The sequence below is a fragment of the Paenibacillus sp. J14 genome (assembly GCF_000518465.1).
GTDB classification, from domain to species: Bacteria; Bacillota; Bacilli; order Paenibacillales; family Paenibacillaceae; genus Fontibacillus; species Fontibacillus barengoltzii.
This window is the reverse complement of sequence record NZ_JADQ01000003.1, coordinates 1-22,301: the sequence shown is the minus strand read 5'-3', so window position 1 is coordinate 22,301 and position 22,301 is coordinate 1. Positions and strand designations below refer to the sequence as shown.

Sequence of the window (22,301 nt, the reverse complement as noted above, 5' to 3'; positions counted from 1 at the left end):
TTCGTCCTTTACGCTAGAATGATACATCGATACACGTACAGATTGCCAAAACCCTCCGAATCTCGGAGGGTTTTGCAAAGGTTGCATGACGGGCTTAGTTCCCGGCTTTGTCCACATTGAAATATTGCGCTTCAGGGTGTGCAAAGACCATCGCTGAGACGGATGCCTCCGGCTCCATCATGAAGCCCTCCGTCAACGTGACACCAATGTCTTCCGGATGCATCAAGTCAAACAGCAGCTGCTGATCTTCGAGGTCCGGGCAGGCCGGATAACCAAACGAGACGCGAATCCCTTGATAACGCGCTCCATGCCGCTGTTTCATCGTCATATTCGCCGGATCCGGGAAGCCCCAAGTATCCCGCATAATATGGTGAACCCGCTCCGCCAGCGCTTCAGCCAGCTCCAGCGCTACCGCCTGCAGCACATGGGAGCGCAGATACTCGCCTTCATTCTTCCATTTCTCGGACAATTCTCGAACGCCTTGCCCTGCCGTTACAACCAGGAAACCAACGTAATCCATTTGCCCGCTGTCCACGGACTTCAGGAAATCCGCCAAACACAGGTAAGGCTCGACCTTCTGGCGAGGGAAGCTGAATCGCTTGAGCACCTTGCCAGGTTCAGCCGGATCATAGATCAGAATATCGTTACCGGATGATTGTGCCGGGAAGAACCGATACATCGCCTGCGTGCGGATGATGCCGTCTGTGACCGCTTCGAGCAGGATTTGATCCACCGTCTCCTTCAGTTGAACTGCCTTTGTCTCACCTGCCGCCAGCTGCTGCTCCACAGAACCGCGGAGTCCTAGGTGATGACCTAACAGCATCTGCATGTTGATATAAGGCGTAATGTGACCAATCGGATAATCACGCAGGACGTGACGCTCCAGATCCGGTGGAGTAAATACCGGCGCATCGGTAGAAATCTTGGAACGCTCCACTCGTGTAAGCTCCGGCAGCGGCTCAGCAACGGCTACAGCGCTATCCGCTTCTTTCTCCGCTTCTACTTCCAGGCGAATTTGCTCCCGAGCGACCGGATCCATCAGCTTGTTGGCCAAATCGAGACCATCCATTGCGTCTTTGGCATACAAGACCAAGCCGTCGTACTCTGGCCGAATCCGCGTTTTGGTAAATTTGCGGGTGAGCGCCGCTCCGCCTACAAGGATCGGGACGTCGATGCCGGCATTCCGCAAATCCTGTGCCGTTGTGACCATTTGCTGAGCCGATTTCACCAGCAGACCGGAGAGTCCGATCGCATCCGCTTTCTCCTCCCGATACGCTTCGATAATGCGTTCCGGTGGTACTTTTATGCCCAAATTCACAATTTGGTAACCGTTATTGGACAGAATGATCTCAACCAGGTTTTTGCCGATATCATGAACATCGCCCTTCACCGTTGCCAACAGAATTTTCCCTTTTACGCTGGTTTCATTCTTCTCCATAAACGGTTCCAGGTACGCTACCGATGCCTTCATTACTTCGGCACTTTGCAATACCTCGGCAACGATCAATTCATTGTTATTAAATAACCGGCCCACCTCTTCCATCCCTGCCATCAGCGGGCCATTAATAATTTCCAGGGCGGTATACTTTTTAAGCGCCTCATCAAGATCAGGAATTAACCCTTCCTTGGTTCCTTCTACAACATAGGAAGCCAACCGTTCCTCCAGCGTGAGCTGAGTGGTAGTTACGGCCTTCTCTACCTTCTTGTTCCGGAAAGCTGCTACGAAGGCGGCCAGCGTTTCATCATTCGTATTATAGATCAGTTCTTCCGCCAGACGACGCTCCTCTTCCGGAATTTTTGCATAGCGCTCCAGCTTCTCCGTATTCACGATCGCATAATCCAGTCCTGCTTTGGTGCATTCATACAGGAAAACAGAGTTCAAAACCTCGCGGCCGGCTTCAGGCAAACCAAACGAGACGTTACTGATGCCCAACACCGTATGAACTTTTGGTAATGCCTCTTTGATCAGGCGGATCCCTTCGATCGTCTCCTTGGCCGAACCAATGTACTGCTCATCCCCTGTCCCTACAGGGAATACGAGCGGATCGAAGATGATATCTTCCGGTTGCAGACCATATTTGTTTACGAGCAGATCATAGGAACGCTTAGCAACCTCAAGCTTATCCTCCCGCGTGATCGCTTGCCCGCGTTCATCAATCGTACCTACGACCACAGCCGCACCGTATTTATGAATCAACGGCGTGACGCGCTCGAACTTCTCTTCGCCGTCCTCTAAGTTAATCGAGTTAATAATCGATTTGCCCTGACAATATTGTAGAGCAATATCCAGCACCTTCGGATCGGTCGTGTCAATCATCAGCGGGACTTTGACTTTCTTGACCACCAATTCCAGGAACTTCTTGATATCCTCCGCTTCATCCCGGTCCGGATCCTGGACGCACACGTCGACAACCTGTGCTCCGTTCTTCACTTGCGCCCGAGCGATTTCCGATGCTTCTTCGTATTTGCCCTCCACGATCAGCCGTTTAAACTTGCGTGATCCCAAAACGTTTGTTCGCTCTCCGACCAAGTAAGGTCGGTTTGCTGATTCGATATAAACCGGCTCAATACCGGAAAGTGCCGGCAAATGGCTGCCGTTCAGCTCACGCGGCCGGTAATCCTTCAGCTTGTTCGCTAATGCAGCGATATGAGCAGGCGTCGTACCGCAGCACCCGCCGGCAATATTCAGCCAACCTTGCTCGGCAAAAGCAGACATCTTCTGGGCAAGCGAATCCGGGGACTCATGGTAAGTGCCGTTTTCGTCCGGTAAACCGGCATTAGGGTGACAGCTTACCGCTGCTTTCGCTAGTCCAGACAAAGTGCGGATATGGTCACGCATGAACTCTGGTCCCGTTGCGCAGTTAAGTCCAATGGAGATCGGATTCAGATGTTCGAGCGAGATATAGAAGGCTTCGATATTTTGACCCGCCAGCGTTGTCCCCATCGGCTCGATGGTGCCGGAGATCATCAGAGGCAACGTGGTTCCAGTCTCGGTAAAAGCCCGTTTAATTCCGATACTCCCGGCTTTTACGTTCAGTGTATCCTGTGAAGTTTCCAGCATCAGCGCATCAACACCAGCTTCGATTAACGCCGTAGCTTGTTCCGCATAGCTGGCCGTCAACTCATCGAACGTCACGCCGCCAGTAACGGATAAGGTCTTGGTTGTGGGTCCCAGGATGCCTACCACGTAGCGTGGATGATCCGGAGTACTGTATTTTTCCGCTGCTTCAATCGCCAGCTTGGCCGCAGCCAAATTGATTTCACGTGCCTTATGCGGAATATCATATTCAGCCAGCACGACAGATGTCGCACCGAACGTATTCGTTTCTATCAAATCAGCACCTGCCGCGAGATACTTCTCGTGGATGCCACGGATCACATCCGGACGGGTGAGCACGAGCATTTCGTTACAGCCGTCCAGCTCTTCACCGCCGAAGTCGGCTGGAGTCAGGTTTTCCTGCTGAATCATGGTGCCCATGGCGCCATCGAGGATCAATATTCGTTCTTTCATTCTGTCGAGCAGGCTTGGTTTACTCATGTCATGTCCCTCCCGTAAAACGTTAAGTTATAGTTTAACAGAATAAAGCGTTGAAGAAAAGAGAGTTCCGTGAAATCTCCAAGTGAAACACTTCATTCAAGATCTTGTTATCCTATCGGTCATCCCCGAATTAAAATCCGAACAACGCTACAAATCTTTTCTTTTAAAGTTCGGAAATTCGCCTTATCAGGAGGATCAATTTAATAGAAAAGCCGCCTTCTCCAAATGGAGAACAGCAGCTCCTTTAACAAAAGCACCGATTCAGTTGTCAGCTTATTCCACCGTGAATTGCTTCGAAGGCATGGAGTGCTGATCGCGAGCCGTAACATGGGAAATCACTTCATAGGTTCCAGGTTCCTTAAAGGTATGCTCCAGCACATAGGTTCCGTTGCCGGCACTCTTCACTTGGACTTGATTGTGCTTTGCGTTATCGTCATCTGTATTCCAAAATTCGAACATAACTTCCTTCGCATCATCCACGTTCTCGCCGTTGTGGGTTACTTTGGCTGTAAACGTCACCGGTTCACCGGCCTTAGCTGCAGCTGGTGTTACGTCCAGCTCAACTTGAATCGGCTGCAGTGCCGCTTCTTCCGCTGAAGCAGACGATGATTCACTACGGCTGCATCCAGCGACAACAATGAGCGCAAGAACGATGGCAACAAGCAGCCCCGTTTTTCCCTTGATTCGCATTCAGATTTCCCCCTTCCACCGCCTAAGAATACCTTACTTCTGATTCACTACAAGCCAACTTGAGTTATGCCAACTTCGCTAAGAGGTCATGAAGTTCGGACAAATGCTTGATCTCATAATCCGGTACGATCTCACCGGTAAGTGTTTTGCCGTCTCGATTAATCCAAACGGCGGTCATACCAACACTTAGCGCACCTTTGATATCCGTCGTCAGCTTATCACCAACCATGATTCCTTCATTCGGTTCGATCCCTAACCGTTCTAAGGCGTGGCGGAAAATGGATGGATCGGGTTTGCCCTTACCGAAGTTTCCGGAGATCACAATCTCATCGAAAAAAGGCGCCAGCTCAGGCACACCATCCAGCTTCTCCTGCTGTAAGGCTGGACATCCGTTCGTAAGTAACAGCAGCTTCACCTTGCCTTGCAATTCCTTCAACACTTGAAAAGTCTCCTCGTATACATGAGGACGGGCACGCCGTTCGCGGCCAAACTGTTCTGCCAGTTCACCGGACAGTTCCTCGTCATCAACGCCAAGCGCAAGCAGACCGCGCCGCCAGGATTCCTTACGATAGGTTGGAGCTAACTGCTCCAACTGGCGGAATTCCGGTTGTTCTCCAGCAGAGAATGTCGCCCATAACCCTTCAAACGGATTGATTCCAATCATCGTTGTGAAAGGATACGTTTCATAGGATTCATACAACCCCCGAGCTTCCCGGCGTACAGCTTCTTCCAATTGATCGGGGTTTAATCCATCAATTTTCGCCGCAGCGCGTTCACACGTTGCAGCAAAAGCTTCCTTTACGCTTCGCTCATCCCAGAGCAGCGTGTCATCCAGGTCAAAACATACCGCCTTGATTGTCATTCGTCCCAACCTCTCCATTCCTATCGCAAGTGTATTGTATAAGGTTTATTCCTTCACCAGCTTCACATGATGGGTATCAGCATACAACTGCAGGCGTGCAGCCATTGCTTCCGTGTCAAAACGGTTACGGGTGCGGTAGAACACCCACTTCGGTTCCCGCGTCTTCGGTTCAATGACGATTTTGTTCCGGCTCACTTTGATCTTGCTGATGTTACCCGCATCCAACATCCGATCGCGGTTGAACTTCGAAGTGTACAACGAGCTCTTATTCACGCGCAAATAAGGCTTGCGCAGGAAAATCACCAGAGCCAGCACGAAATACAAAAAGATCGTTGCCCAGAACAATACCGAATTCACTTCCTCGGTATTCCCGATCAACCCGACCACGGCATACAGCAGCGCTAACAGAACCAAGGCGGTAGGCAAAATGAAGTTCCGCCCTTTAAATACGTCGCCTTCCCCATTTGCTCCAAGTGAAGTACGAGGGTTGCGCGTCCCTTGTCCGACATTGGAACCTTTGCCTTTCTTGTACATTCTTCGTTGATTGCGTTCTACTTTTCGGTCAAACGACCCCATACCTGTTCCTCCCTATTTATCTACAATCTCGATCGACTCGAGCTGTTGCCGAAAATTTCTGCGAACGTTTTGCAGATACGTTTCCCGAAGCTGGGCTCTTTCCAAGAGTTCGTCTTGCGTTAACCCTTCTTGTTTCGCTTTTCGAGCCAGCTCGTTAATCCGCTTAACCAAAGCATCAATATCCATAAATCCACCTGCTTCTTTGATATACTATGCTACCCATGATGTCTCACAGGGCATTAATTCTTACTTTGACATGAGAAAAAGAGCTTGTCAAGGCGCGGCAACCCCTGCCGTAATACCTTAAGACAAGCTCTGTTCGAATACATTGATAAACCTGTGAATTATTTTTTAACGTATGAATTATCTACTGGGCAACATCAACGTATCGCCAGCTTGAATCGCACTGCTGCTCAACCCGTTAGTCCGGATCAGCTTCTGAACATAGACCCTTGTGTCCAGTCCTTGTGGCTTATGTGCTACAGCAATTTCCCACAACGTATCTCCTGGCATAACCACGACATATTCCGGCCGATACGTTCCGTCAGCGTTGTCTGTGGAAGCAGCAAAGGCTTGTACCATTCCAGTACATGTGATGCTGAGGATGATTAAAAGCAGGACGATTTTGGACAATCTACTCTTAAGGAAGACATTCATATGTAGACTTCTCTTCACCGGACGACGAAAAGAAGGTTGTTCATAGATGCTTTGATAAGAACTATATTTCAACATTTCACCATCACTCCAAACAAGTGTTCTGTTTTACATGTATTCAATATAACACGAACATTTGTTTGATTCAATAGGTTTTTCGAACAGTTGTTCTTATTTTTTTAAAGTAGTTCTCTTCTCCTAAACTATTTAGAACTAATGTTTGTACGAACGGAAGTTCTATGTTATAATTTTTCCAAACGTTACTAAATGGGGTTGATCCGTAAATGTCAAAGGTATCGAGCCGGCAACAGGCTATTCTTGAGTTTATTCGCAACGAAGTACGCGCTAAGGGATATCCTCCTTCGGTCCGGGAGATCGGTGAAGCCGTCGGATTGGCTTCCAGTTCTACTGTTCACGGCCATTTAGACCGTCTGGAGAAGAAAGGATTTATCCGCCGCGACCCAACGAAACCGCGCGCCATTGAATTATTGGGTCAAGAGGAATCGGAGAATTACAATTTATTTGCACACAGCGTGACCCGCGTTCCGATTGTTGGGAAGGTTACCGCGGGCGTGCCGATCACAGCGACAGAGAATATTGAAGATTATTTTCCGTTGCCAGAGCACTACGCAGCGGAAGGGGATGTCTTTATGCTTTCCGTGGTTGGCGACAGCATGATCGAAGCTGGAATACATAACGGGGATTATGTGATCGTCCGCCAGCAGCAGACGGCGAACAACGGAGATATCGTTGTGGCCATGACGGAGGATGACGAAGCAACGGTTAAGACGTTCTATAAAGAAAGTGACCATATTCGCCTACAGCCGGAGAATTCAACGATGGAACCGCTTCGTTTGAAGCATGTAACCATTTTGGGCAAGGTCATCGGCTTGTTCCGCGACCTGCACTAATTTGAAATCTTCCCTTTCGTAGGCCACATAAGATAAGGAAACCGAACAGGACGAAGCGATGCAGTGACTTCCGCTTCGTCCTGTTTACTTTATGGGGAACTTGATGACTTCCCCTCTTACTCCCATTCGAGGTCTAAGAAGCTCATGGAATTATAGCCGTTCTTCTCCCGGCGCCCGCGCGTACCCCACCCTAGCCCCGAACGCTCTGTGATCCACCACTGCTTTAACCGATAGCGACGACGTTGGTATCTTTTTAGTTCGGTTACTGTCATCTGCATGAACCTCCTTATACCTATAAGTTGTCCCAATTCGAGTGAAATCATGGCATTGTTTCGAAATCCAAAAGCTGTAATTCATTCGTCTTCACCATAAAAAAAGCCAGCCCCTGCTTGAAATGCCGGGAGCTGGCTTGGCTGTGAACCCTGATTAATACAGCGTCATATATTGATCGCGTTCCCATTGGTGAACTTGGGTCCGGAAAATATCCCATTCGATCTCTTTCAATTCGTAGAAGTGAGTTAATGCGTGATCTCCCAGCGCTTCGCTGATGATTTCGCTGCGGAGCAATTCGCCGAGCGCTTCCTTCAAGTCGGATGGAAGACTTGGGATGCCTTCCTCTACCCGCTCTTCTTCGGACATCACATAGATGTTGCGATCAACCGGATCAACCAACGGAAGCTCTTTCTTAATTCCATCCAGTCCGGCTTTCAACATCACAGCCAGAGCCAAGTATGGGTTAGCAGCTGGGTCCGGGTTACGCACTTCGATCCGTGTGCTGAGACCACGGGAAGCCGGAATCCGAATCATTGGGCTGCGGTTGCTCGAAGACCAAGCCACATAGCAAGGAGCTTCATACCCAGGTACGAGACGTTTGTAGGAGTTTACGGTTGGATTCGTGATCGCTGCAAATGCGCGGGCATGCTTCAGAATACCGGCCATATAATGACGCGCTTCTTTGCTCAAGCCCAATTCATCACTTTCGTCATAGAAAGCATTGACATTGCCTTTGAACAGCGATTGGTGACAGTGCATCCCGGAGCCATTTACGCCAAACAGCGGCTTCGGCATAAACGTTGCATGGAGCCCATGTTGACGAGCAATCGTCTTAACGACCAGCTTGAACGTTTGGATTTGGTCAGCTGCTTTGATTGCATCAGCATATTTAAAGTCGATTTCATGCTGACCTGGTGCCACTTCGTGGTGAGAAGCTTCGATTTCAAAGCCCATTTCCTCCAGGGTCAATACGATTTCGCGGCGGCAGTTCTCGCCCAAATCCGTAGGAGCCAAGTCGAAGTATCCGCCTTGGTCGTTCAATTCGGTTGTAGGGTTGCCTTTATCATCGGTTTTGAACAGGAAGAATTCCGGTTCTGGACCAACGTTCATTGAAGTGTACCCCATTTCCTCAGCTTCCTTGAGCGCACGTTTCAGAATCGCGCGTGGATCGCCGGCAAACGGAGTGCCGTCAGGCATGTATACATCACAAATCAAACGTGCAACGCGATCCTCGGTCACCCAAGGGAAGATCACCCAAGTGTCCAGATCCGGGTAGAGATACATATCGGATTCCTCGATGCGGACATACCCTTCAATGGAAGAACCGTCAAACATCATTTTGTTATCCAATGCTTTCTCCAACTGGCTGACTGGGATTTCTACATTCTTGATCGTTCCCAGCAAATCCGTGAATTGCAAACGGATAAAGCGTACATTTTCTTCCTTAGCAATCCGCAAAATATCTTCTTTGGTGTATTGCTTGTTACTCACCCTAACCTCTCCCAACGTTTAGATTATTTTTTGAAAAACCGAGACAACTCACCTTGGAGCAAAGAAACTTGTCCCGGTTTGCTCCCTGACACCAGTTGCTGCTTCAACATCCGGTAGATCTGGGAATCTGTCATTTCCTTTCGCTTCTCTTCCGTGTCCTTCGTGATGACTGTCGCATCCTGGGACTCCCGAGACATCGGATTCATAACCTGCTTGATTCCCGCGATATTGACACCCTTGTCGATGAGACTCTTGATTTCCAGTAACCGCTCGACGTCATTCAGAGAAAACATCCGCTGATTTCCCGAGGTACGTGCGGGTACGATTAATTCATGTTGCTCGTAATATCTTATTTGTCTTGCCGTTAAATCCGTAAGTTTCATGACGATACCAATAGGAAACAAGGCCATATTTCTGCGAATTTCCTCACTCATCGCTATCAACCTTCCAGTTAGATTATCATGACCTTATCATATGTTAGTTATCCTAACATGTCAATAGATATGTTAGGATAACTTACAACAAGTTGCGGTCTTTCATCGTCTGAAGTGCGGTGAGCAGGCCAAATTTAACATGGGAATACGTTAAACCACCTTGCATATACGCGATATATGGCGCACGGATCGGAGCATCGGCAGACAATTCCAGGCTCCCTCCCTGGATAAATGTCCCGGCCGCCATGATCACCGGGTGGTCATAGCCCGGCATATCCCAAGGTTCGGGCACTACGTGGCCGTCCACAGCAGCTGCCCGTTGAATCCCCTGAACAAATGCTATTAATTGCTCTGGGGCGTCAAAGGCAATCGCCTGGATGAGATCGGTACGCCGATCCTGCCAAGCCGGCCGGCTTCGGAATCCTGCCCGCTCAAACAATGCTGCAGCCAGGATAGAGCCTTTAACGGCTTGTCCGACGATCGTTGGAGCCAGAAACAAACCTTGATAAATGCCTCGCGTCGTTCCCAGCATCGCTCCCACCTCGCTGCCAATGCCCGGTGCAGTTAACCGGTAAGATGCGAGAGTGACCAGATCCTGCCTTCCGCAAATGTATCCACCGGTTTCTGCCAAGCCGCCTCCCGGATTTTTAATCAGCGAACCAGCCATCAAATCGACACCAACCTGTGTTGGTTCCTGTTCCTCGGTAAATTCACCATAACAGTTGTCTACAAAGACGATCAGATCCGGCTTGATTGCTTTCACTTGGGCAACCATCTCACCGATCTGCTCAACGGAAAAGGAATCCCTCCAATCGTAGCCGCGCGAGCGCTGAATCCCAATGACTTTGGTCTTATTGGAAATTTTGGTCTTCACGGTGTCCCAGTCGACTGTGCCGTCAGCCAGCAATGCAGCTTCGTGATACCGGATACCATAGTCCTGCAACGAGCCGCTGCCGTCACCCGGCGTTCCAATCACTTTATGTAGTGTATCATATGGACGCCCCGTAATATAGAGCAGTTCGTCCCCGGGACGCAAGACCCCGAACAACGCTGTAGCGATTGTATGCGTGCCGGAAGCGAAATGCGGCCTTACCAGTGCGGCCTCCGCTCCAAAAACGTCCGCATAAACCAGGTCCAAAACTTCACGACCCCGATCATTATAAGCATAACCGGTGGAACCGGCAAAGTGAAAATCGCTGACTTGATGACGTTGAAAAGCTTCGATAACCTTCCATTGGTTGTGATCGACGATCCGGTCGACCTCCCGGAACCGGCTTTCCACCTGACGTTCAGCGGCTTCCAGCCAATGTACGATTTCTTCCGAAAATACTGCCATTGTTACGTAATCTCTCCCTTAATCTATTCCATCGTTTGTCGTGTTATCCTCAGGGGCTTCTTGCTGTGGAATGAGAAAAGGAGCTAAACGATAACCGTACTTCTCGAAATCGGCTTGATTCACATCAATTTCGTAAATGAGGTCTTCGTCGTCGATCTGCTTGTCCACTACTTCGCCAATTCGGTATAACACAGAAGCGAGATCCCCGCGTTCTGCAGGAATCCGATACGACTTGGTGCCGCCGGACAGCTTGCGCTGTACGGCTTCGCGAACCGCAGCCAAGTCGCGTTCATCAAACGCGGATATCTTTAAATAACCCTCGCCCGCCGGCAGCATCTCCAGCTGCTCCGGTGGACAAAGATCTTTCTTATTAAACAACATGATTTGCGGCTTTCCCCCAGCTCCCAAATCATTTAAAATCCGATCCACGACCTCGATTTGCTCCTCACGCATCGGGGATGAGGCATCCACGACGTGGAGAATCAGGTCCGCTTCGTTCACCTCTTCCAGAGTGGCACGAAAGGCAGCAACTAGGTCGTGCGGCAGATTTTGAATAAATCCGACCGTATCGGTCAGCACCACTTCTTTGCGACCCGGCAACGGGAACAACCGGGTGGTCGGATCCAGCGTTGCGAACAGCCGGTTTTCCACGAAGACATCCGCTGAGGTTAACGCCTTAAGCAGTGTAGACTTTCCCGCGTTGGTGTAACCTACCAGGGCAATTTGCACTACACCGCTCTCCTTCCGGCGCGCTCGATGCAGTTGCCGATGTCTTGTGACTTCCTCCAGCTGACGTTTTAATTCACCGATCCGCCGGCGGATATGGCGGCGATCCGTTTCCAGCTGGCTTTCCCCGGGGCCCCGCGTACCAATCCCGCCGCCGAGACGGGACAGATTCTTGCCATGCCCAGACAAACGCGGGAGCAGGTAGGTGAGCTGCGCTAACTCGACCTGAATGATCCCCTCCCGCGTTTTTGCCCGTTGCGCAAAAATATCCAAAATCAGCTGAGTACGGTCGATAATCTTCACGTCCAGCATCCCTTCCAGATTGCGCACCTGCACTCCGGACAGCTCTTGGTCAAATATCGCCGTATTCGCCCCATGCTGCGTGATAAGGTCACGAAGCTCCAACACTTTCCCTTTCCCAATCAACCAGCGGGGATCGGGCTTCTCCCGATGTTGGACGACCGTTCCTGCGACCTCAACCCCGGCTGTTTCGGCCAGCTGTACCAGTTCGGCCAGGGAGTAGTCCGAATTTATTCCATTTTGCTTCGTCTCCGATGTAACCAAGCTAACTAAGATAGCTACATCTGGTTGGTGGGTCGTCGTTTCATGCAATTGCATCTTCGACATGATCACTGCTCCTTCAAAGGGATCCCAAGCGATACTTCCATTAAGTTTTCTTCACATCCAGCTTCAAGTCTTCGGTTCGAATAGTCATCAGCTCCAGCTTACCTGGTGAACCACCGCCATATTGATTCAGCAACCGCACCGCCTGCTGCCGGACAGACCGTTCAATGATGTTGCGAACATAACGAGCATTGCTGAACACCTGATCACTTTCACATTTTTCACGCAATAAATGTTGCTTTAATTTGAGTATCGCCTGCGGCATCAAGATATAATCCCGCTCTTTCGCCATCCCCTCGGCAATTTGAATCAGCTGGTCGATTGTATAATCCGGAAAATCCATCTGAATCGGGAATCGAGACGGCAGTCCCGGATTGGTGGACAGGAAAAAGTCCATTTCATCGGAATATCCGGCAAGAATTAAGATAAATTGGTTTTTATGATCCTCCATCGCTTTGACCAACGTATCGATGGCTTCTTTGCCGAAGTCCTTCTCTCCACCGCGCGCCAAACTGTACGCCTCATCGATGAACAAAATGCCGCCCAGTGCTTTTTTGACTAAGTCGCGCGTTTTCTGAGCCGTATGGCCGATATATTCGCCGACCAGATCGGCACGCTCAACTTCAATCAGATGCCCTTTACTCAGCACGCCCATCCGTTGAAACATTTTCGCGACAATACGTGCTACTGTCGTTTTTCCGGTACCCGGATTCCCTTTAAACACCATATGGTATACTTGGGAACTCGACAACAATCCCGCTTCCGAACGCATCGAGGCGATTTGCAGAAGCGCATAGATCTCGTACATGAGCTCTTTAATATGATCTAAACCGACCAGGTGATCCAGTTCCTTCTGGATTTCGGCAAATATCCCTTGCTGCGGCAAACCTTTGGCTGACACCTGAGGTTCGCTATCGGCAATGGCCTGCGAGACGACAGGTGGCTCGGTATTGCGGAGAATCACGTTGATCTGACGCGACGGTCTCTCATCGGAAGAGCCGTTTCTGGCCATGACACGCCCGGACATAGGTAATCACCTCTTTATAAGGGTAGGGCTGAGAGGAAGAATAAATCCCAATCTACGGAACACACATCTAAATGTATTCTCTCTCCCTGTCCGTTATTAGAAGTTTTGTCATGAGATCAGACCGATGGCTAATCCTATTTGATCGAGCTTCCATTTCGTATACGCCAAGATCTCCCGGAACGTGTTGGGAAGCGGCTTCAGCACCTTAGAAGAAATCAGCGACAGGCGAGGTTGCTCGTAATTTAGCGCTTGCGCGATTTCATAAGCACGGTTTCCATGAAACGTGTGGGTCACGATCAGAACGGATGTAAACCCCCGTTCTTCTAGGATCTCCTGGCTAAATTTCAGATTCTCATAGGTACTGGTCGCCTTGTTCTCAAGCAGCATCTTCTCCCGCGGAACTCCCTGCTGCTCCAAGTAATTTGCCATCCCTTCTGCTTCGGTATAGTTGGAGGTTGCCGTATCCAACCCACCGGTCAGCAGAAACCATTGAAATTTGCCCGCCTTGTAATCCCTCAGGCTTTGATCCAGCCGCTCCCGGAGACCTGGACTCGGCTCGTCCCCCCAAAGCGCGGCTCCCAAGACAATGCCCACCTCTGCCGGTTCGGATAAATCAGAATTCGCCGCCGGATTCCGCTCGATGCTGCCGATCTGAGCTAGTACGTACAACATCCATCCGATCCCCAGCGAAATCACGACCAGCCCCCAGCGGAAGATCCGTTTCCTCACACGCCCTTTGCGCTGGTTGGGCCGCAGCGACATCCGCATCATTTCGTTAGGTTTGGCATTACGCATGGTTTATCCCCCCGATTGATTCGGTTCCGAAGTCATAAATCCGCTCTGATAATGATCTAGAGACAGGCGGAAATAGGGAAAACGCCGCTCCTTAATGTCATGAAGTAATCGCTGAGCCGTTTCCGTTGCCAGATCATAGTCTTTTACCGATATAAGTCCTTTCGTTAAAGCTTCATCCAGCTCGTCTTCATCCAAAAGAAACACTTCACGATTTTTGAGTACGACGATATCCAGGTACAAATCATCAAACCAGGGCACTCCCTGATCGGTCACGCCTTGGGTCTTACAAACATCGATGTACCACTCCACGATCTCACCTTGATCATCAAACATCGCCGTCACAACGAAATGGGCACCTTTGGGATAGTACTGCAGCCAAGTATAGCCCTTGTCAGCGATCCGAAAAGTATGTCCCCCGTAGGTTTTCCATAACGGATCACGCAAGGCGAAAATACTGTACAGCGTGACATATCCCGTAAACTCATCGCTCTCCACATACTTGGATTTGAATTGACGATGAGTCACACGGCGCCAATTCGCACGGTCTCCGAATTTTCGCTTCATAAATAAGATCCCTTTCAACACAATGTAATAACAGCTTACCATATTTGAAAGAGAGTCACAAAAGCCATTTTCCCATGAAAAGAACGCCTGTCAACGTATATCCAAGGTAGATTAATCGTGTTTTGCAGAAGTGTTTCTTGATTTAACAGAAAAAACAACCCCCAGTCACGCCTATGCGAGAGCTGAGGGTTGTTTGGCTTGAACATAAACATGGGATGACTAGCCGTTATCCACCAGCCCCTACGGTTCCATCCGTAGTTCCTGCTGGAATATCCGTGTTGCCGGTTCCGTCCCCGCCATCGGCCGGTGGAACGATCACACCTCCGTCATCATCATCCATAGGCAAATCATCCATTGGGTTTCCGGTGTTGTCTCCCCCGTTGCCTTGGCCGTTACCGTTGTTCCCATTCGGACCACCATTTCCGTTCCCATTGCCATTTCCGCCATTGTGATGGCCACTTCCATTCCCTGGACCATTCCCTGGACCGTTGCTTGGCGGGAACCCTTGATCTCCACCTCCGCCATCAGGCAGATTGGGATCTAGTGGATTATTCGGATCCGGACCCACAGGCGTTTCGTCGTCGGTTGGCGGTTCCACGCCGTCGATCAGCACTTGCGCAGTGTTCGAAGGTTCGCTCTCTACCGCATTCACCGGATCATACGCCGTGACGTAATACACATACCCAGTACCCGGTGTGACGCTGATATCTTCAACGTCCGTCGCCACGGAATCCAAAATATGAGTGAAGGTCGTTTCAGATGCCTCCCGGCGGTAAATATGATATACCGTGTCCGGAGTTTCAACGCCAGTCCAGCTGAGGGATACCGCACCGGTATCCGGATTATAGACGGCATTTAAACCAGTTGGAGCGGCGATTTCCGGCTCATCAGGCTTATCCGGCTGCAAGTTCTGCGGAACCGGGAACTGCTTCACCGGCTCGCCCTTCAATGCCTCCTTCATAACGGCGGCGAACAAGGCTGCGGTCTGGCCGCTGCTTCCGTTCAGCAAATGATTTTTGTCCGGCTTATCGTATCCCATCCATACTGCTCCGGTCCATTCTGGGGTATAGCCCACAAACCAGACATCGCGGTTTTTGCTGCTCTTCAGCCCAGGAATCCCGTGCTGCGTAGTCCCAGTCTTACCGGCCACCGGACGGTCTAACTTCGCGCGTTTCCCGGTACCGTCATTCACGACGTTTTGCATCATGGTCGTCATGTAATAAGCCGTTTGCTCACTGATGACCCGTTTTGGCTTAGGCGCATTGTATTTATATTTCTCCACGCCATTATGGTCAACGATTGATTTGATCGAATAAGGCGGATTATACAAGCCGCCATTAGCGAAAACGCTGTAAGCGCCGGCCATTTCCAACGTGTTTGTGCCGTAGGTTAAACCGCCCAATGCGATGGCCAAGTTGCGGTCATTTTTGTCCATTTTTATGCCCATCGCCTCGGCATATTTGACCCCGGTGCTTACGCCAATTTCATTCAGCAACCAGACGGCTGGGATATTCTCGGACTTCGTCAACGCGTCCGTCATATTAATCGTCTTCGAATACCCATGCAGGTTCGTTGGGCAATAATCGCCAAAACACTGCTTCTCATTGCTGATCTGCGAGTTTGGCGTAAATTTGCCGGATTCCAGAGCCGGTGCGTACGATACGATCGGCTTGAACGCCGAGCCCGGTTGACGGCGACTGTCCAGTCGGCTGAACCCTTTGCGCTGATAATCCCGGCCGCCCAGCAAGGCGACGAGACTCCCATTTTGATGGTTCATGATAACCATCGATGCCTGAACTGGCTGGTCATCTTTGCTCTTCTCAAAAAAATCGTCGTTCGCGAAAGCTTTCTCCAACGCTTTCTGCGCTTGTGCATCCATCGTCGTGTAGATCTTATATCCGCCGCGGTTCAACTCGTCCTCGGTTAGCCCAAATTTCTCCTCGGCTTCTTCCACGACATAGTCTTTAAATGCGAGATAGCTTTGATTGGTAGCCGGCGGCTCGTAGTTGTAATCCACCGCCTTCGCTTCATCCCGTTGCTCCGCTGTAATATAACCTTCCTGATACATCAGCTCGAGTACCACGGCACGGCGTTCTTTAGAAAGCTCAGGGTTTTTTAGCGGATTGTATCGAGACGGCCCCTTTGGCATCGCCGCTAGTGTAGCCATTTCCCACAAGTCAAGTTCATTCAAATCGCTTTTGCCGAAATACCGGATCGAGGCGGCCTTGATTCCATAGACCGTCCCCCCGAAGTTGATTCGGTTCAAATATAAGGTTAGGATTTCATCCTTCGTTCTGCGGCGTTCCAAGGCCAAGGCAATCGACATTTCCGTTGCCTTCCGGAAGAAGGTTTTGTCCGAGCTTAGGAAAATGTTCTTGGCTAACTGCTGGGTGATCGTACTGCCGCCTTCAACCAACGAGCGGGCGATGATATCTTTCACAGCCGCACGGCCGATCGACCATAAATCCACACCCTTATGATCGAAGAAACGGCGGTCTTCCGTTGCCACGAACGCTTGCTTCAACAGCTTCGGAATCTCGTCCGATTCCACGGGTTCACTCTTATCGATGGACAATTCGCCCATCAGTACCCCTTTGCGGTCATACACCTTCGTTGTTTCATAAACCGTCAGCTTGTCCCCATTTTCCATCAGGATCTTCTCACCGCTGACCGTAATGTACATATAGCCTGCAATTGCGCAGAAGACCGCAAAAGCAATCGTAAAAAATGAAGTCCACAACACGCGTTTGGCCGTCAGCCTTTTCTTTTTATGAGCTTTCGGCGCTTTGTTCTTTTTGTCCGGCTTACCGCTTCGTTGCAGTCTTGATGGCCTTTGGCTAGACATGGTTTGTTCTGACTCCCTTCCTGCCATTTCACTTAAGTCGATGTTCAAAGATCGGCCTTTGCGGTTTGTTCTCTCTATCCTGTGCGTGAATGGAAATTCCCAACCACGAGCAGTGTTCAGTGGCGTAAGGTGCAGCCCCTTCCACTTTGAACCTATCATATCACCGCTCAAGCGTTCGTTCGATGACGGAATCGATGATATCCGAGTGATTTTTGAACATCACCTGACCGAACAACAATTTCGGCAGACCCTAAGCTTCTGGCTTAAAAGTGCCTGGAAAGAAAAGAACAACCTTGGTTCAGGTTGCTCCATCTTCATCCTATACTCTTAACGTATTGAGGTTCAAAAAGTTTCAGCCTGAGTTAATCCTCGTTTTGCGATTCCTGCATGAGCGATACATTCCGCTGCGGCTGGAACGTCGAGATCGCGTGCTTGTACACCATTTGCTGGCGGCCATCGCTGTCAATGACGATCGTGAAGTTGTCAAATGCTTTAATCGTCCCTCTGATCTGGAAGCCGTTCGTCAAAAATACGGTGACCGGGATGCTCTCTTTCCGTAATTGGTTCAAAAATGTATCCTGGATGTTAATGGTCTTATTCATAGCCGTACCCCCAATAGGAATCAATTAGTGTTTAGAATTATATTCAAGATCAGCGGGAAACTTTCCTGCTATTATAGCATGCGCTGACGCCAAAATCTCGGAAAAATTTTCGCCGTCGCCGACGTCAATCCATTGGATATCCTTCATATGGCGGAACCAGGAAAGCTGTCTCTTGGCAAAGCGGCGCGTATCCCGTTTCAACTTCTCGACCGCAGCATCCAACGGAACGCCGTCCACCAGATGTTCAACGATTTCTTTATACCCCAGACCTTGCATCGAAACGGAATCGCGGCTGTATCCTTTCTGCAGGAGTCCGCGAACTTCATCCACAAGGCCAAGCCGCAGCATCTCGTCAATTCGCCGTTCAATACGGTTATAAAGCATTTGGCGGTCCATTGTCAAACCGATGAGGCAAAGCTCGTAAGGGGATTGCTTCTGCTGTTTCTCCAGCTGGGACGATAAGGTCTCCCCCGTGATATGAAAAATCTCCAACGCCCGGATCACCCGACGCACATCATTCGGATGCAGACGTTCTGCAGATTTGGGATCGACCTCCGCCAATTTGGCGTGCAACGCTTCGACCCCGTGAGTTTCAGCGAACGCTTGCTGCTGAGCACGAAATTCTTCATCTGCCCCCGCTTCCGTAAATTGAAACTCATAACAGACCGATTCAATGTAGAGCCCCGTCCCGCCAACGATAAAGGGCAAATGCCCGCGTTCGGTAATCTCTGGGATCAGCTTGCGGCACCACTCCTGAAATAATGCGACGGAGAACGGTTCGTCGGGATCCAGCACATCGATGAGATGATGCGGAATGCCGCCCATTTCTTCCTTGGTGATTTTAGCGGTGCCGATGTCCATTCCCCGGTAGACCTGCATGGAATCGCCGGAAATAATTTCGCAAGACAGGTCCCGCGCCAGCTCGATGCTAAGCTTCGTTTTGCCGACCGCCGTTGGGCCGAGCAGCACAAGCAGTTTCGGTTTATCGTTTCGGGTCAAGCGAAATCACTCCATAGGCAATTTTGGTGTGGGAGCGGTTGATCGCCTGAAACCCCAGTCGATCAAATTCGCTGCTCCCGCGCTTCTCTTTCAGCACTACCGCTTTTCGAGCAACCCGGCAAGCCTCCTTCACCGCCTCCGGATCAAGTTGATTTGGATTCGCAAACGCTCGCAGCGGTGAAATGGACGACGATTCCGTGATCGGATCGCGAAACATCGGGTCGAAGTAGACGATATCTGCGCTCTTGTCGGGCATCGCCCGAAGCGCGTCCAAGTGGTTCGTATGTATCGGTTCGATCCGCCGCAACGCTTCGTCAAAAGCCGGCAGACCGGAGACGTAGTGCTTCAGCCCCTCGTACAGCAAGGCCCAAAGCGGCAAGGAATCCTCCAAGGCCAGCACTTTACCGTCAGCCCCTGCGGCAATCGAAAAGATCATCGCATCTGCCCCAAGTCCTGCCGTACCATCGATGATGACATCGCCCGGTACCACACCGGCCGCATCCAGCATCGCATCGTTTTCTCCTTTAAACAGCCGTTTGGCCCGTACAAACGCCATGCTGGGGTGAAACGTCATCGTCTCTCGGCCAGTTCGATGCAGACGGGCGCCTTGCTCCAGGACCACCAGAATATCGCTGTCGCCATGGCGTTCGGCCAACCGAGCCAGTGAGGTCCCGCTGCGCGGGATATACGGAACGCGGGCCAGCTGGGCCAGTTCTTGTGCGCGGCGTACGGCAGCGGGTGATTCATGGTCTCCTGTGGTAATTAACATGATGAATTCCTCCGTTTGCGTTCGTTACATGACCCGCTTGAACAGCTTCTCCAAATCGTACGTAGAGAAGGAAACGATGATCGGCCGCCCGTGCGGGCAGGTATATGGCTGTTTGCAGGCAGCCAGTCGGCGAAGCAGCGTGTTTGCCTCTTCCGGCGTCAGCTTCTGGTTCGCCTTGATCGAAGCTTTACACGAGACCATCGTAGATGAAGCTTCACGCAGCTTGGCCAGGTCAATGGCCCGTTCGTTCAGCACCCATTCGGCCATTTCTTCAATAATGCTTGCTTCTTCTCCTTGCGGGAACCAGTACGGATGCGCCACCACGCGGAAGGTACCGCCTCCGAAATGCTCAAGTACAACCCCCACCTGTTCGAACCAGTGCAGCCGCTCCTGCAGCTTCGCGCTGTCCGATGGGGTAAATTCCAACGTAATCGGAATAAGCAGCTCTTGTGAAGCATCGGCCGGCCGCCCAAACTTCTCGTAATAGTACTCGTAATTTACGCGTTCATGGGCGGCATGCTGGTCAATGATGTAAAGTCCCTGATCGTTCTGGGCGATCAGGTAGGTCCCATGATGCTGTCCGATCAAGGACAGCTCAGGAAACGCCGGAAGCTCCGGCGCCGCCGCAGGCGAGCCGTACAACGCTTCCGGCATCTCTTGCAGCCGCTCGCCACCCCCATAGGTGGCGGCGTTAGGTTGGCCAAGCCTGCCTTGCGGCTTGGCCGAGCTTGGCGCGGCGCCGTACGTGCCGGCGCCGGCGCCCCGCTCCCGCAGCGTTAGGCCATCGGCCGCTGCGGGGGGATAGGCGGCGCTGCGCGGCAGCGCGCCGCCGTCAACAGGCGCACCAGCTGCGCTGGGTGCGCCGTTCATCGGGGCGCCGCTTGCAGGCGCCCCGGCCCAGCCGCGGTCCGCGCCCGCGGACCGCGCGCCCGCGGACCGCTCCGCGCCGCCGCCGGACACCGGCGGACGGAGCGGGCTTTCCGCCGCCGCAGCCGCTTGGCCGGCGGCGGAGGCGCCCTCCTCCGCGCCTAGAGGCGGCGCGGGGAAGTGGAACTGCTCCTGGATCACAGAGCGGTTCGGGCCTTTCCCGATCGTCTGACGTACGACTTGCGGGATCAACACCTGCCCGGACAGCACCGCACGCACGCTGTTCTCCACGAAGCTGTTCAGCTCCGGCTCCTTGCTGAAACGCACCTCCAGCTTGGACGGATGTACGTTCACATCCACCAAGGACGGGTGCATCTCCAGCATGAGCACCACCAGTGGATAACGATTAATCGGCAACAGCGTATGATATGCACGCATAATTGCCTGATGCAACCCTTGATTCCGGATATACCGACCGTTCACAATCGTGGACATGCCCGAGCGGCTGGACCGCGCCAAATCCGGTCGCCCAATATACCCGGTCACCCGGTAATCCAGATCCTCTGCTTCAATCGGCACCATACCTTTGGAGGCATTCACGCCATAGATGGCTGCAATGACCTGCAGCAGATCGCCGCCTCCCGGGCTTTGCAACAACGTATTGCCATTATGCCGCAACGTAAAAGCAATCTCAGGATGAGCCAAAGCCTGACGATACATCGTATCAGAGATATGACCCAGTTCGGTCTGGATCGTCTTCATATACTTCAGCCTTGCCGGTGTGTTGTAAAATAATTCCTTCACCACAATATCCGTTCCTTGCGGGGCAGCGATGTCCTCGTTAAGCTTTAACGAGCCGCCCTCGATTTCGATCACCCGCCCAAGCCCGGAATCGTCGCTCGAAGAGACAAGCCGAACCTTGGCGACCGCCGCGATACTGGGCAAGGCTTCACCGCGGAACCCGAGACTGCGAATCTGGAACAGGTCGCGTCCGGAAGTGATTTTACTTGTCGCATGGCGATAAAACGCTGTTTCACAATCCTCCGGTTCAATCCCGGAGCCGTTGTCGGTTACGCGGATCAGCTGCAGCCCGCCCTCTTCGACAGCGACCTCGATCTTCGTAGCCCCTGCGTCAATCGCGTTCTCCACCAACTCCTTAACTACCGATGCCGGGCGCTCGACCACTTCCCCCGCGGCAATCTGGTTGGCGATATGCTCGTCCAATATTGCGATTTTTGCCATAGCTATTCCCTCCTTCCTTGTTTACCGCTCTTACGACATCTGGACATATCTATATGTAATTTCATATAGACTTCCGAAAGGAAATGACCAAATTACCGCCTATACTCGAAATTTCATCCATAAATACGGCACGAACCTGGGTTTTTGCACTAGCCTTGCATCTAAAGTGACATGGTATTCAATTAATTGTTAATCTTGGTTGTATCAACTTATTGGATTAAAATTTACCATTTCTATTTTCCGCCAATGTGCTAAAAGGGTAACAGGACGTGAAGTGTAGTCATGTTACCAAAAATTAGTAGATGAATCATTCGGTTACTCTAGTACCATCTTGACGCTCTTGAGCTTCAATGGATGTTTTCTCGGCCTTCCTGGCCGCCCTTTCTTACGCCGGCCTTTGGATGGCTTAGACGGCGGTCGTAACACAGCTTGTTGAAACTCTTCCCACGATCGCTCAGCATATAAGCGCATGCGTT

At 51.2% G+C, this 22,301-nt stretch carries 20 protein-coding genes; 1 reads left to right on the top strand and 19 read right to left on the bottom strand.

Annotation, left to right across the window (positions count from 1 at the left end; all coding sequences use genetic code 11):
- Window positions 1-94: 94 nt before the first annotated feature.
- The 6 genes from metH to M891_RS0101520 form a co-directional block, all read right to left on the bottom strand.
- Window positions 95-3,538 (bottom strand): methionine synthase, encoded by a 3,444-nt coding sequence (gene metH, locus M891_RS0101545; protein ID WP_028537557.1) that lies wholly within the window; start codon window positions 3,536-3,538, stop codon window positions 95-97.
- A gap of 273 nt (window positions 3,539-3,811) precedes the next feature.
- Complete coding sequence (locus tag M891_RS0101540) at window positions 3,812-4,228, bottom strand: FixH family protein (RefSeq protein WP_016312042.1); 417 nt, start codon at window positions 4,226-4,228, stop codon at window positions 3,812-3,814.
- A gap of 64 nt (window positions 4,229-4,292) precedes the next feature.
- The gene (locus M891_RS0101535) at window positions 4,293-5,090 is read right to left on the bottom strand and encodes an HAD family hydrolase (RefSeq protein ID WP_016312041.1); all 798 of its coding nucleotides are present in this window, start codon (window positions 5,088-5,090) and stop codon (window positions 4,293-4,295) included.
- A gap of 45 nt (window positions 5,091-5,135) precedes the next feature.
- Window positions 5,136-5,666, bottom strand: a complete 531-nt coding sequence (locus tag M891_RS0101530; RefSeq protein WP_028537555.1) for a hypothetical protein — start codon at window positions 5,664-5,666, stop codon at window positions 5,136-5,138.
- A 12-nt stretch (window positions 5,667-5,678) separates the two neighbouring features.
- On the bottom strand, window positions 5,679-5,852 hold the full coding sequence (locus tag M891_RS24795; RefSeq protein ID WP_016312039.1) for a DUF896 domain-containing protein: 174 nt from the start codon (window positions 5,850-5,852) through the stop codon (window positions 5,679-5,681).
- A gap of 177 nt (window positions 5,853-6,029) precedes the next feature.
- Entirely contained in the window at window positions 6,030-6,323 is a 294-nt protein-coding gene (locus tag M891_RS0101520; RefSeq protein WP_232228259.1) for a LysM peptidoglycan-binding domain-containing protein, read from the bottom strand.
- A 281-nt stretch (window positions 6,324-6,604) separates the two neighbouring features.
- Here M891_RS0101520 and lexA point away from each other — a divergent pair, with 281 nt between their 5' ends.
- A complete protein-coding gene (gene lexA, locus M891_RS0101515) occupies window positions 6,605-7,231 on the top strand; it encodes a transcriptional repressor LexA (protein WP_016312037.1) in 627 nt (208 codons plus the stop codon).
- Window positions 7,232-7,347: 116 nt separating this feature from the next.
- Here the strand turns inward: lexA and M891_RS25490 are convergent, their stop codons facing one another.
- The 13 genes from M891_RS25490 to mutL all read right to left on the bottom strand — a co-directional run bounded on the left by M891_RS25490 (window position 7,348) and on the right by mutL (window position 21,825).
- Window positions 7,348-7,503 carry a hypothetical protein gene (locus tag M891_RS25490; RefSeq protein ID WP_198032010.1) on the bottom strand — a complete coding sequence of 52 codons (156 nt, stop codon included), beginning with the start codon at window positions 7,501-7,503 and terminating at the stop codon, window positions 7,348-7,350.
- 154 nt (window positions 7,504-7,657) lie between these two features.
- Window positions 7,658-8,995, bottom strand: coding sequence for a type I glutamate--ammonia ligase (gene glnA / locus M891_RS0101505; protein WP_016312035.1), 1,338 nt, complete (start codon window positions 8,993-8,995; stop codon window positions 7,658-7,660).
- A gap of 23 nt (window positions 8,996-9,018) precedes the next feature.
- Window positions 9,019-9,429, bottom strand: coding sequence for a MerR family transcriptional regulator (locus M891_RS0101500; RefSeq protein WP_009226599.1), 411 nt, complete (start codon window positions 9,427-9,429; stop codon window positions 9,019-9,021).
- A gap of 82 nt (window positions 9,430-9,511) precedes the next feature.
- The gene (locus tag M891_RS0101495) at window positions 9,512-10,765 is read right to left on the bottom strand and encodes a methionine gamma-lyase family protein (RefSeq protein WP_028537554.1); all 1,254 of its coding nucleotides are present in this window, start codon (window positions 10,763-10,765) and stop codon (window positions 9,512-9,514) included.
- 18 nt (window positions 10,766-10,783) lie between these two features.
- The gene (hflX, locus tag M891_RS23130; protein ID WP_442952237.1) at window positions 10,784-12,109 is read right to left on the bottom strand and encodes a GTPase HflX; all 1,326 of its coding nucleotides are present in this window, start codon (window positions 12,107-12,109) and stop codon (window positions 10,784-10,786) included.
- Window positions 12,110-12,158: 49 nt separating this feature from the next.
- Complete coding sequence (gene spoVK / locus M891_RS0101485; RefSeq protein ID WP_028537553.1) at window positions 12,159-13,142, bottom strand: stage V sporulation protein K; 984 nt, start codon at window positions 13,140-13,142, stop codon at window positions 12,159-12,161.
- Between the two features lie 108 nt (window positions 13,143-13,250).
- A complete protein-coding gene (locus M891_RS0101480; protein ID WP_016312031.1) occupies window positions 13,251-13,937 on the bottom strand; it encodes a YdcF family protein in 687 nt (228 codons plus the stop codon).
- A gap of 3 nt (window positions 13,938-13,940) precedes the next feature.
- Window positions 13,941-14,501, bottom strand: a complete 561-nt coding sequence (locus tag M891_RS0101475; RefSeq protein ID WP_036699214.1) for a DUF402 domain-containing protein — start codon at window positions 14,499-14,501, stop codon at window positions 13,941-13,943.
- 226 nt (window positions 14,502-14,727) lie between these two features.
- On the bottom strand, window positions 14,728-17,346 hold the full coding sequence (locus tag M891_RS23125; protein WP_036699193.1) for a transglycosylase domain-containing protein: 2,619 nt from the start codon (window positions 17,344-17,346) through the stop codon (window positions 14,728-14,730).
- A gap of 362 nt (window positions 17,347-17,708) precedes the next feature.
- Window positions 17,709-17,948 (bottom strand): RNA chaperone Hfq, encoded by a 240-nt coding sequence (gene hfq / locus M891_RS0101465; RefSeq protein ID WP_016312028.1) that lies wholly within the window; start codon window positions 17,946-17,948, stop codon window positions 17,709-17,711.
- Window positions 17,949-17,972: 24 nt separating this feature from the next.
- Complete coding sequence (gene miaA / locus M891_RS0101460) at window positions 17,973-18,947, bottom strand: tRNA (adenosine(37)-N6)-dimethylallyltransferase MiaA (RefSeq protein ID WP_009226591.1); 975 nt, start codon at window positions 18,945-18,947, stop codon at window positions 17,973-17,975.
- Window positions 18,931-19,716, bottom strand: a complete 786-nt coding sequence (locus M891_RS0101455; protein ID WP_028537550.1) for a class I SAM-dependent methyltransferase — start codon at window positions 19,714-19,716, stop codon at window positions 18,931-18,933. The genes miaA and M891_RS0101455 overlap by 17 nt, the downstream gene beginning before the upstream one ends.
- A gap of 24 nt (window positions 19,717-19,740) precedes the next feature.
- Window positions 19,741-21,825, bottom strand: a complete 2,085-nt coding sequence (gene mutL / locus M891_RS0101450) for a DNA mismatch repair endonuclease MutL (RefSeq protein ID WP_028537549.1) — start codon at window positions 21,823-21,825, stop codon at window positions 19,741-19,743.
- Window positions 21,826-22,301 lie beyond the last annotated feature (476 nt).

Coding starts and splice junctions, on each gene's coding strand:
- M891_RS0101455 (WP_028537550.1), bottom strand. CDS start 19,716: ATGTTAATTACCACAGGAGACCATGAATCACCCGCTGCCGTACGCCGC.
- M891_RS25490 (WP_198032010.1), bottom strand. CDS start 7,503: ATGACAGTAACCGAACTAAAAAGATACCAACGTCGTCGCTATCGGTTA.
- M891_RS24795 (WP_016312039.1), bottom strand. CDS start 5,852: ATGGATATTGATGCTTTGGTTAAGCGGATTAACGAGCTGGCTCGAAAA.
- hfq (WP_016312028.1), bottom strand. CDS start 17,948: ATGAATAAGACCATTAACATCCAGGATACATTTTTGAACCAATTACGG.
- M891_RS0101540 (WP_016312042.1), bottom strand. CDS start 4,228: ATGCGAATCAAGGGAAAAACGGGGCTGCTTGTTGCCATCGTTCTTGCG.
- M891_RS0101520 (WP_232228259.1), bottom strand. CDS start 6,323: ATGAATGTCTTCCTTAAGAGTAGATTGTCCAAAATCGTCCTGCTTTTA.
- M891_RS0101535 (WP_016312041.1), bottom strand. CDS start 5,090: ATGACAATCAAGGCGGTATGTTTTGACCTGGATGACACGCTGCTCTGG.
- spoVK (WP_028537553.1), bottom strand. CDS start 13,142: ATGTCCGGGCGTGTCATGGCCAGAAACGGCTCTTCCGATGAGAGACCG.
- hflX (WP_442952237.1), bottom strand. CDS start 12,109: ATGCAATTGCATGAAACGACGACCCACCAACCAGATGTAGCTATCTTA.
- M891_RS0101500 (WP_009226599.1), bottom strand. CDS start 9,429: ATGAGTGAGGAAATTCGCAGAAATATGGCCTTGTTTCCTATTGGTATC.
- lexA (WP_016312037.1), top strand. CDS start 6,605: ATGTCAAAGGTATCGAGCCGGCAACAGGCTATTCTTGAGTTTATTCGC.
- M891_RS0101480 (WP_016312031.1), bottom strand. CDS start 13,937: ATGCGTAATGCCAAACCTAACGAAATGATGCGGATGTCGCTGCGGCCC.
- mutL (WP_028537549.1), bottom strand. CDS start 21,825: ATGGCAAAAATCGCAATATTGGACGAGCATATCGCCAACCAGATTGCC.
- metH (WP_028537557.1), bottom strand. CDS start 3,538: ATGAGTAAACCAAGCCTGCTCGACAGAATGAAAGAACGAATATTGATC.
- M891_RS0101530 (WP_028537555.1), bottom strand. CDS start 5,666: ATGGGGTCGTTTGACCGAAAAGTAGAACGCAATCAACGAAGAATGTAC.
- M891_RS23125 (WP_036699193.1), bottom strand. CDS start 17,346: ATGTCTAGCCAAAGGCCATCAAGACTGCAACGAAGCGGTAAGCCGGAC.
- M891_RS0101495 (WP_028537554.1), bottom strand. CDS start 10,765: ATGGCAGTATTTTCGGAAGAAATCGTACATTGGCTGGAAGCCGCTGAA.
- M891_RS0101475 (WP_036699214.1), bottom strand. CDS start 14,501: ATGAAGCGAAAATTCGGAGACCGTGCGAATTGGCGCCGTGTGACTCAT.